The organism is Clostridium sp. CS001 (assembly GCF_020443565.1).
Classification (GTDB): Bacteria; Bacillota; Clostridia; order Clostridiales; family Clostridiaceae; genus Clostridium_AD.
The window spans coordinates 1-9,634 of sequence record NZ_JAIZZN010000054.1 but is presented as its reverse complement, the minus strand read 5'-3'; the positions used below and the strand labels follow the sequence as shown (position 1 = coordinate 9,634).

The 9,634-nt window shown below is 31.4% G+C and carries 12 protein-coding genes; 8 read left to right on the top strand and 4 right to left on the bottom strand.

Going from position 1 to position 9,634, the window contains the following annotated elements:
• The first annotated feature begins 229 nt into the window (after positions 1-229).
• The 6 genes from LGK97_RS19320 to LGK97_RS19295 all read left to right on the top strand — a co-directional run bounded on the left by LGK97_RS19320 (position 230) and on the right by LGK97_RS19295 (position 6,044).
• On the top strand, positions 230-385 hold the full coding sequence (locus LGK97_RS19320) for a hypothetical protein (protein ID WP_226261910.1): 156 nt from the start codon (positions 230-232) through the stop codon (positions 383-385).
• 716 nt (positions 386-1,101) lie between these two features.
• Positions 1,102-1,389: a DUF1016 N-terminal domain-containing protein gene (locus LGK97_RS20095; RefSeq protein ID WP_413228457.1), complete on the top strand. Its 288-nt coding sequence runs from the start codon at positions 1,102-1,104 to the stop codon at positions 1,387-1,389.
• Positions 1,390-2,142: 753 nt separating this feature from the next.
• On the top strand, positions 2,143-2,493 hold the full coding sequence (locus LGK97_RS19310) for a helix-turn-helix transcriptional regulator (protein ID WP_226261908.1): 351 nt from the start codon (positions 2,143-2,145) through the stop codon (positions 2,491-2,493).
• A complete protein-coding gene (locus tag LGK97_RS19305; RefSeq protein WP_226261906.1) occupies positions 2,486-3,370 on the top strand; it encodes an ImmA/IrrE family metallo-endopeptidase in 885 nt (294 codons plus the stop codon). Before LGK97_RS19310 ends, LGK97_RS19305 begins: the two co-directional genes overlap by 8 nt.
• Positions 3,371-4,048: 678 nt before the next feature.
• Positions 4,049-5,356, top strand: a complete 1,308-nt coding sequence (locus LGK97_RS19300; protein WP_226261904.1) for an AAA family ATPase — start codon at positions 4,049-4,051, stop codon at positions 5,354-5,356.
• A complete protein-coding gene (locus LGK97_RS19295; RefSeq protein WP_226261902.1) occupies positions 5,349-6,044 on the top strand; it encodes an HNH endonuclease in 696 nt (231 codons plus the stop codon). The genes LGK97_RS19300 and LGK97_RS19295 overlap by 8 nt, the downstream gene beginning before the upstream one ends.
• A 46-nt stretch (positions 6,045-6,090) precedes the next feature.
• On the opposite strand, the gene LGK97_RS19290 is transcribed toward LGK97_RS19295, so the two are convergent.
• A complete protein-coding gene (locus tag LGK97_RS19290) occupies positions 6,091-6,252 on the bottom strand; it encodes a hypothetical protein (protein ID WP_226261900.1) in 162 nt (53 codons plus the stop codon).
• Positions 6,253-6,557: 305 nt separating this feature from the next.
• Here LGK97_RS19290 and LGK97_RS19285 point away from each other — a divergent pair, with 305 nt between their 5' ends.
• Positions 6,558-6,725 carry a hypothetical protein gene (locus tag LGK97_RS19285; RefSeq protein WP_226261898.1) on the top strand — a complete coding sequence of 56 codons (168 nt, stop codon included), beginning with the start codon at positions 6,558-6,560 and terminating at the stop codon, positions 6,723-6,725.
• A 151-nt stretch (positions 6,726-6,876) separates the two neighbouring features.
• Here the strand turns inward: LGK97_RS19285 and LGK97_RS19280 are convergent, their stop codons facing one another.
• The 3 genes from LGK97_RS19280 to LGK97_RS19270 form a co-directional block, all read right to left on the bottom strand.
• A complete protein-coding gene (locus LGK97_RS19280) occupies positions 6,877-7,890 on the bottom strand; it encodes an IS3 family transposase (RefSeq protein ID WP_319001589.1) in 1,014 nt (337 codons plus the stop codon).
• A 35-nt stretch (positions 7,891-7,925) separates the two neighbouring features.
• Positions 7,926-8,429, bottom strand: coding sequence for a hypothetical protein (locus LGK97_RS19275; RefSeq protein WP_226261896.1), 504 nt, complete (start codon positions 8,427-8,429; stop codon positions 7,926-7,928).
• A 300-nt stretch (positions 8,430-8,729) separates the two neighbouring features.
• A complete protein-coding gene (locus tag LGK97_RS19270) occupies positions 8,730-8,972 on the bottom strand; it encodes a DUF1883 domain-containing protein (RefSeq protein WP_226261894.1) in 243 nt (80 codons plus the stop codon).
• Between the two features lie 145 nt (positions 8,973-9,117).
• On the opposite strand from LGK97_RS19270, the gene LGK97_RS19265 reads away from it, so the two are divergent.
• Positions 9,118-9,552, top strand: coding sequence for a holin family protein (locus LGK97_RS19265; protein WP_226261893.1), 435 nt, complete (start codon positions 9,118-9,120; stop codon positions 9,550-9,552).
• Positions 9,553-9,634 lie beyond the last annotated feature (82 nt).

Below are 9,634 nucleotides of genomic sequence, written 5' to 3'. Positions count from 1 at the left end.
CTACTAAAACTAGCAATGTAATACAAGATATATTGACTAGAGAGGCTGGAATAGCCTTGATAGCTTGGGTAAACTTGCTACAGTAGTAGTATTGACCAAGAAGCTCCCACCTCTTAGGTGGTGAGTAGTTCACCTGATAGGCTACAAATAGCATAAGCATGAAAGTAGGATTATAGAATATTTAAAGAACTTTAAAAGGATATAATATAACTACAGGAGGTATTCTTTTATGGATAAAGAACTATTAGAAACGCTAAGTAATTTGTTTGATGAAAAATTAAAGCCTGTTATAGAAGGACAGGCAAGACTTGAAAAGAAATTAGATGCAGTGGTAGAACAGACTGCAGATCTAACGGAGTTTAGAACTGAGCTAAAAAAGGTCTAAACAAAATAATTGTAGAAGTTTAAGAAATTAAGAGTGACTTAAACAATGTTGAGGTTATAACCGCAAGTAATTGGAAAGACATAGCAAAACTAAAAGCAGTTAAATAATATTAAAAGTCCTCTGGTATGAATACAGAGGATTTGTTTATTTGAGTAGACATTGGAATATATAGAGTTATTTAGATTATACTTCGAAAGTGATTATTTACTATAACAACTACAAGATGTAGTATTATGTAATTTGGTACAAAGATATTTATATGGTACAGCGATATAAACTTAATCTAGTTGTTGCAAATATTGTTGCAAATTAATAAAAAAGACTGTATCATCTAGTTCTTAAACTAAGTGATACAGTCTTTCTTTAAAATACATGGTGCCGGAGGCGGGAATCGAACCCGCACGGTTGTTACACCTTCGGATTTTGAGTTGTACAGGCTATATTTTAATATGTTTTAGTATATGTTAACAAAAGCCTGAAATCTAGCTGCATCAACACTTTAAAATAACTACAATGACGATAAATACCAACAAGATTTAAATAACATTAGATATTAAGCGGACAATTTACGGACAAGCGGACAAAAAACGGGCAAAAAAATGGTTGTAGTTTATTCAGCTGAAACCCGAGAAAATTGGGATAGAAGAACCTCAGTTCAACAAATATGATTTATGAAAATGTGAAAAATACATTAGAAGCAGCGCGTTCTAAGGCGCATTCTTCTGTTAATTTTTATATGGTTAAGGCTTATTGGAAATAGGAAAAATAATTACTCAGCACTACAGGATAATGAAAGAACAGAGTATGGCATAGGATTAATAAGTGAATTATCAAGAAAGCTTACAATTGATTATGGTAGAGGTTTCGATAAAAGTAACTTATCAAGGATGAGGAAATTTTATTTGTTAATCAACAAAGTTGACGCACTGCGTCAAGAATTAAGTTGGACCCACTATAGTTTTATAATTAAACTTAATGATGAAAGAAAAAAGAGCTTTTTATAGCAAACAACAACTTCCAGTTACTGTTACGTTCTCCGAGTACATGGTAGGGAATGGAAATTTACCTTTCTGAATGGATAGAATCTCCTGTTATTTTCATGTAACCCTCTTATGCTCCGTCTGAAGAACGTGCTGTTCATAAACTGAGTTCTTGATGGTTGCATCATAAATCATATTTAAATTGGTTCCCCTTGCTCAAAGCGTTTAGCATTAGACCAGTTCAGGCTCTCGGAAATCCTTCTACTTCTTCTTGTGCAACTGCAGCAAGTACGCCGTGAGTACGAAAGGATAAACTTATAATGGTTAGTGTTTTCAAGGCTTACAGCTATCTGCATATTATGGTTTTTGTGTTTCAAGGTATATTTCCTACGTATGAGTAAGTGGTATGAGATAAAACCATAAAATATATAACAATGGGCAATAAAAAAAGCCTACCACATTTAAGTGATGAGCTGCTGGTATTTCTGTAATTTTAAATTTGGAAATCTTATTTGAAAAAATCCTTTCTATATGTATAGGTACTGTTTATGATGATTCTATCGGTGTCGCAAATTTATTTAAATCTGCATATTTATATATAATACTTTTAATACAAGGAGTCACTTCATGTATTTTCAAAGCAATTACATGTATGTTATTTAAAATTTCATTTATAGGGTTTTATCTGAAATTTATATATTTATTTGACTTCTATTGTTATTTTCAGTATCATATAGTTAAGAGTGAGCATACTCTAGTAAGAAAGAAGGTTTAAAAATGAAAAAATTATCTACTATAAAACTTGCAGAAACTATAAAAATAAAACGTGAAGATAAAGAATTAACACAAGATCAACTAAGTGAACTTACTGGTATAAATCGAATAATGATAGGCCGCATAGAACGTCAAAATTTTATCCCTTCCATTACCCAGCTTCAATCTTTAGCTAGCACACTAGAATTTGAAATCACTCATATGTTTGTTGATAAAGAAGAAACAAATTCTTTTATTGCTATGCGCAGTGAGGCTTTAAGCAAAAGTGAAGAAGAAGGCGTAGAGAAACTTTTTTCAATGATGCTATCTCTTAGACAGCAAATATTGTTAAGGAGCAAATTTGAAAATGAATAATTCAATTACGCTTAATGAAATACAAATTGAAGAAATATACAAACTTGCTGGCGAACAGCGCCGTACTTTGGGATTTGTAGGGGACCCGGCGATTGCAAATGACATTTTTACTATTCTAGATAATATGAACATCTTATTGCTAGAATATCCAATAGAGTCAGATAACGAAAAGCCTGCATTCTCTGCAGCACTCATGTACTCCACAGAGTGTGACAAAGAATTTATTTTCATCGGTCTAAATACCGCCGATTTTTTCGATAAACAAATTTTTGCAATTGCACATGAGCTATATCATTATTTCATAAAGACTGGCTCACATCTTAGTCGCTTATCTGAAGAACAAAATGATCTAATTGAGGTTAAGGCTAATTTATTTGCGGCAGAATTTCTATTGCCTGTAAGTACATTAGCTAGCATTGTTCTTAATGAATTTAAAACGTCTAAACTTCAACTAATACAAAAAAAGACGTTACTACGATTTATCGCCAGAATGCAATGCACTTGGTGGCTACCATACCGCTCGCTTGTAAGGAGACTTAGAGAAATTAAAGCTATTTCTAATGAGCAATACAATCAACTATATGAAATTGATGAGAGAGATATGGATGGTGAATACGCACGCATAGGAAAAGCTATTAACAGGGAAGTGTTTATAAAGCTTAACACAGCCACCAATAATATTGGTACATCGCCCAAAAACATAGAAATTGTCATTCGTAATTTTGAGGATAACATTATAGATGAAGACCAATTCAATGATACATTAAGCCTATTTGACAAAAGAGCTGATGACTTTGGTTATGAAATTGAAGTTGCTCCAGAAGATATAGATGAATTTGAAGAATTCTTTAACGAGGAGGCTAAACATGAAAATTGATTTAACCTCCTCAAACCCTGCCCTAGGAAGCATTTTTAGTAATCCAATCCAAATCATTTCTTTTTAATTTTCATCTTTAAATTTAATTTATACCATTCTATTTTACCTGTATTAAAACAAAAGCGGACAAATGTCGGACAAAGAACGGGCAAAAAAATGCTTGCAGCATATTAAGCTTAAGCCGGATGATATTGGAATTGAAGAGCCTTATGATGATTAATTGTTATAATAAAGTTTGTTACCAAGAAGTTTGGAAAGCTTCCACAAGGGTATAATGATAAAATAATGGAGTTAAATAATAGTATACTTCATTTAATAATTCCAAATGCATTGGGTTATAAACTATTATAGGATGTTAAAAGGTATTTTGATTAGATTATTTTAATAATAAATTAAACATTTAACAATTGATATACACTGCGTAGTGAATTGAGATGAATTTATTATAGACGGTTAATGCGATTAGAAAATTAAGAAAAGCACAATTATTATAAAAAGTTAGGAAAAACAACATTTTATTTTCTAAATTATGGGTTAACTTCTTGCTGTTTAGTTATTCTTTATGCTATGCTTAAAGAGAATTAGGAGCTTTTAAATTTTTCGGTTAAAATGTTATTTTGAGGATTTATTTTTATTGCATATACTGAAATTTTTAAGAAAATTACAGGAGGTGAGAGTGTGAAAGTAAAATCACTCTATATAAACAAATATAAGGATTTGAAAGATTTTAACATAGATTTTAATGATGATGTTAATATTATAATTGGAGAAAATGGAGTTGGTAAGACTACTATTTTAGAGATTATATATAATCTTATTATTAGTAACACAAGTTTCACATCAGAAGATAGTGAATTCAATCAATGTAGACTTGGAATTCAGTTACATACAGATGAACTTAACTATGTTAATTCAACAAATGCAAATTTAAAAGAACCAACTTTTAATGAAATTGATGAAATAATCATTAATTCTGTTGGTGAAAATAAAAAATTAAATATTGATAAAACTGAACAATTCTATAGTAAAAGTACAATATTTAGAAAAAAGGTTTTTAGAAAAGTAATTTATTTACCGACTGATGTTAATTTTAAAAAATATAAAGTAGAAACCCCCAAAAAGATAGAAAATCATAATGAAATTGGTGTTATACTTGACTCAAATGAAATGAGTGTTAGCCTTAAAGAGTATTTAGTTAACAATCACTATAAAGATTTGGAAGATATAAGTATTGGTGAAAAACCATATCGAATAGAGAAATTTAAAGATTTATATAATTCTTTTTTTGATGAAAAAGAGTTTTTAGGTGTAAAAAATTTTGAACCCACGTTTAAAATTAAGGCGTCAGGAGAAGTGCATTCCGCTGATGAGTTAAGTGCTGGAGAAAAACAAATATTTTTTAGGGGTGGTTCTTTACTACAATTAAATCTAGAAAACTCAATAATTTTAATTGATGAACCTGAATTAAGTTTACATCCTGAGTGGCAGCAAAAAATATTAAAATTTTATAGAAATATTGGTAAAAACAATCAAATAATAATAGCTACTCATTCTCCACATATAGTTTCAGATTGTAAAAGAGAAGAAGTAAGAGTACTGTTTAAAGAAAATGGTAGAGTTGCGGTAAAAGAAGATGTAGAAGAAACCTACGGATGGACAGTGGAGCAACTACTATTATCGGTGTTTGAATTAAAAAGTGTTAGAAATCCTGAAATCCAAAATAAATTGGATGAATTTAAACAATTATTTGTTAATAAAGACAAACTTAATAACGATGAGTTAGATCTAATGAATGTTTTGAGGAATGAGTTAGAAAAATATTTAAATCCTGAAGATCCATCTTTATCATTAGTCAATTTGGAAGAAAACTCAAATAAGCTTGAATCACTTTTAAATAAACTAAAAAACACTAGAGTTAGTAAAGAAGTGGGAATTAGCAATTCAAGCGATAATACTAAAGGTCTTGTGAGGAACAATAATGCATAAGGTTCAGAGAAATGATGCACCTGAAGGACTAATTGAAAAAGATAAAGAATGGAAAGAACAACTTAATTTAAATCCAAGTTTAAAACCGGACTGGGAAGGGTTTTCTAAAACTGCATTAAGAAAAAACATAATAAAGAGATTAGATGAAATGTATAGTGGATGTTGTTGCTATTGTGAAGGTAAAATAAAAAATACATCATATCCAGAAATAGAACATTTTAAACCTAGGGCAGATTTTCCGGAGCTTTGTTTTGACTACAGTAATTTTCACTTTACATGCAAAAGATGTAATTTAGCAAAAGGAAGACAATATAACGAAGATATGTTTAGTCCTAGTGACGAAAATCCTGAAGAATTCATTTGCTTTAAGGGAGAATTAGCTATTGGTATAGATAATAGGGAAAGTGGCACTAGAATGATTAAAATTCTTAAATTAAATGATAGAAGTGATTTAAAAGAGGAAAGAAGTAAGTATCTTAATACTTTTACGAGAAATTATAATCTTATAATTAAGACTATAGAAAGTGTTCTAGCAAATGGAGACAATGAAGGATTAGAAATTGTTAAACCTTTTATTAATGAATTTATTTTAGAAGTTAAGATGAAAAGTGTACATGGGGAAAGTTATTGCACTATGATTAAACATAATTTTATTGAAAAGATAAGAATGTTACAAGAGGTACTTTGATTATGCTCAATATATCTATTAAACCTGAGTTTTATCCATATTTGGTTCAATCAGAAGTGAGTAAAACAATAAAGTAGACGATAGGAGAACTTAAAAATGAAGCTCTGGTGTAATGCCAGAGCTTTTTTTTCTCCATATCTCTAAGCAATCTTTTCTGAACTGCTTCTTTTAGATCTGGCTCTATGTAAACAGTGGCTTTCTCGGTCATGCCATCACCCCATAATTTATTATACAGTGTAATAATATCACAAGGCAAAATGTTTATAGTCAGGGCGATGAAGGTTATTTTGTAAGTATTTAGGAAACAATGTAGAAAGTATCGAGGTACTCGATAGGGTTTCCACTTATAATAAGTACATGAGAAGTCATTAAATAAAAGAAAGTTTTGAAATAAAGAACAAAAAATATTTTACAAAATACGAACAAGATCATGAACAAATGTTCTTTGCTTGATGCAAATAAAATGATATTATTAAACCATTGAAACAGGGGGGTATTAAAATAGAGGACAACTTGAGAATAATTGACGTAGAGAAAATGTGGGATTTAAAAACTGAGGCACATAATAGCATGGTTAATTATTTAGAATCAAAGGGATTAGACGATAATGAGTTATTAGAATTTGTGAAATTATTAAGCGAATATTCCAAGTGTGCTATTAAATTGAGCAATCACTTATAGTGCATGTAAAAACATTATAAAAGTTTGTGCACTTTCGATGTTTGTCAAGGTACTTGTCGTAAAAAGATTTTCGTACGATATTCGGATATTATAATATCGGAATTTTCAATCACTTCTACATTTATGTGTGGTTAACTATTATCCACAGCTTTTATCCTGTTTTTTCCACAGCGCTTTTCTTTTCTGGATTTAGTGAAACACTTTCTGGGAGATCAAAATTTTTAATTCCACGTTTAAATCTTAATGGATGTAGCAATTTAGCTGCTTGATAGACTTTTTTTCTATTAGCCATTATTTTTTCAGCTTGTCCACTATGTATTGAATGGGGCGTTACAAAATTTAAACCACTATGATAGTGCTTATTATTGTACCAATCCACAAATTCAAAGACCCATTCTCTAGCTTTATCAATATCAACAAATCCTCCATGTGGATAACCAGGTCTGTACTTAAAAGTTCTAAATAATGACTCTGAATAAGGGTTATCGTTGCTTACTCTAGGCCTTGAAAATGAAGATATAACGCCAAGTGATTCAAGCTTAGCTTTCAATGTGAAAGATTTCATTGGAGCACCATTATCAGAATGTAAAACAAGTGGATTACCTCTGGTTTTTTCATTCATTATAGACTTTTCCACAAGTATTGCTGCTAATTCTCCAGTTTCTTCTGGCCACACTTCCCAGCCAACTATCTTTCGACTAAAGATATCCACAATTACATAAAGTTTAAAATACATACCGGCTACCATTGTGTGCAACCAGGTTATATCCCAAGTCCAAACCTCATTTGGGGCTTTTGCAACATAGGTCTGCGGATAGTTTTTTCTTTCAGGTGGCTTTGCATAACCTCTATGTTTTTGCATTTTCTCAGCTCTTAAAATTCGATACATCGTTGATTCTGATGCTAAATATATTCCTTTATCCGCAAGGGCAGGGACTACCTGTGACGGCGGTGAATCTGCATATATAGGCATGGATAAAACATTAAGCACACTATTATATTCTTCCACTGTCAGTTTGTTTGATGGATCTGGTCTTTCAGCGTCTGGCCTTTTATCCTCTTTTATTTTACCATTAACATACCACCTTTCATAAGTTCTAGGGCTTATACCAACTGTATCACAGGCCTCATAAAGTCTTGCGCCAGAACCTCTTGCTTCTTCGATTAAAGCAACTATTTTACTGCGATCAGAGTGACTTATTAGTCTTCCACGTTTTCCACTAAGATCGCTTGTAATTTTTTTCTAAGCAACAGTAGAGCAGCAGCTTCAGCTAACGCTTTTTCCTTTCTGGTAAGCTCTTTTTCAAGCTCCTTAATTCGTTTTGAATCATCTTGTTTACTAGCTTTTAACTCTTTTATATCTTCACTATCATTTACGTTGTTATTTGAATTTGCGCAAATGCTAGCCCATTTTTTTACTTCATCATAGTATAATCCATGTTCTCTGCAATACCTTGATAACTCTATCTCTGATAGGTTATAGGTCTCCATAACTACTAAGAACTTATCATTTGGAGTTACTCTCCTATTAGGCTTAATATCACCTCTAAGTTCTTCTGCTTTTTTCTTCCATGTGGCTAATGTTGATTTACTAATTCCTGTTTCATTTGCAAGTAATCCTAATGAAATATTCTCTGGGGGTAACATTCTCCTAACTAAACTATCCTTCTCTTCTTTGGTATATTTTTTGATTTGTCTTGTCATAAAATAATCATCTCTCCTCTGTTCGAGAATATCATAAACTATTCCCTACGACAACTATCTTAACACAGGGGGATAGTCCTCTTTTTCACGTTTAAAATCTTAAAAAGTGAGGTGGAAAGGATGAAAGAAAATAGCAATATAATTGAAACAGGAGTAGCAGAAGCTAAAGTCACAACGAATTTTGGAACTGGAGAAGCAATTCAAATGAATAATGATGCTGAGCCAATAAAGAAAATATAAAGCATAGGAAAATTCCATACTAAAAAGACTACTCTAATAAATAAAGTAGTCTTAATTAGATTAGTAGAAATTGTAACTATATTGTTCGCCGTTGTTGTCAACAATTAAATACCATCTACCTGATCCCTGTACTGTAATGGTTACTGGTGTTTTTGTATAATGACCACCAAAATATTCGTAGCGTTGGCCTGAGGTATATCTGCTGTAGTTTGTGCTATCCACCAAATACACATTAGCAGCATGTTTCAATTCAACTTTAACATTTAAACGGCCATTACTATCAGCATATGGAATTTGAGCCATAAGTTATCACCCCCTTTAATGATAATATTCTACAAAAATATGTAAAGACCTTTAAAAATATACAGGAACAAAGATAATCACATGAGAGGATCATAAGGATCCTCTTTTTAACGTCTAAAATACAGAAAGAAAGAAGGTAATAAAAATGGACAAAGGATATTCTTTAAAAGCAACAATAGCAGTAATGGGAACATGTCTAACCTGGTTATTTGGAGTGTGGGATACCACCATTATAGTGTTAATGGCATTTATGGCGCTTGATTATTTAACAGGTCTAATAAAAGCATATGTAAATAAAAACGTTTCTTCTGATGTTGGACTAAAAGGAATCGCAAGAAAGAGTTTAATATTCGTAGTTATTATAGTTGCGGTTATGTTGGATAGGCTTTTAAATGCTGGAACATGGTTATTCAGGACCCTAATATGCTATTTTTACATTGCGAATGAGGGGATAAGCTTGTTAGAGAATTGTGCTCAATTAGGGTTGCCAATACCGGACAAATTAAGAGATGCATTGATCCAGTTGCAGCAAGGAAATAAAAAAGGTGTTAAGGAGCATTCCTGTTATGAATTAAAATGAACTTTGAAAAAAAGAGCACCTACTGATAAAATACAGGGTATAACAGTTGCAACTTTTATCCCTAATTTATAATTATCAGTGG

Coding starts and splice junctions, on each gene's coding strand:
- LGK97_RS19320 (WP_226261910.1), top strand. CDS start 230: ATGGATAAAGAACTATTAGAAACGCTAAGTAATTTGTTTGATGAAAAA.
- LGK97_RS19310 (WP_226261908.1), top strand. CDS start 2,143: ATGAAAAAATTATCTACTATAAAACTTGCAGAAACTATAAAAATAAAA.
- LGK97_RS19305 (WP_226261906.1), top strand. CDS start 2,486: ATGAATAATTCAATTACGCTTAATGAAATACAAATTGAAGAAATATAC.
- LGK97_RS19295 (WP_226261902.1), top strand. CDS start 5,349: ATGCATAAGGTTCAGAGAAATGATGCACCTGAAGGACTAATTGAAAAA.
- LGK97_RS19290 (WP_226261900.1), bottom strand. CDS start 6,252: ATGACCGAGAAAGCCACTGTTTACATAGAGCCAGATCTAAAAGAAGCA.
- LGK97_RS19275 (WP_226261896.1), bottom strand. CDS start 8,429: ATGACAAGACAAATCAAAAAATATACCAAAGAAGAGAAGGATAGTTTA.
- LGK97_RS19270 (WP_226261894.1), bottom strand. CDS start 8,972: ATGGCTCAAATTCCATATGCTGATAGTAATGGCCGTTTAAATGTTAAA.
- LGK97_RS19265 (WP_226261893.1), top strand. CDS start 9,118: ATGGACAAAGGATATTCTTTAAAAGCAACAATAGCAGTAATGGGAACA.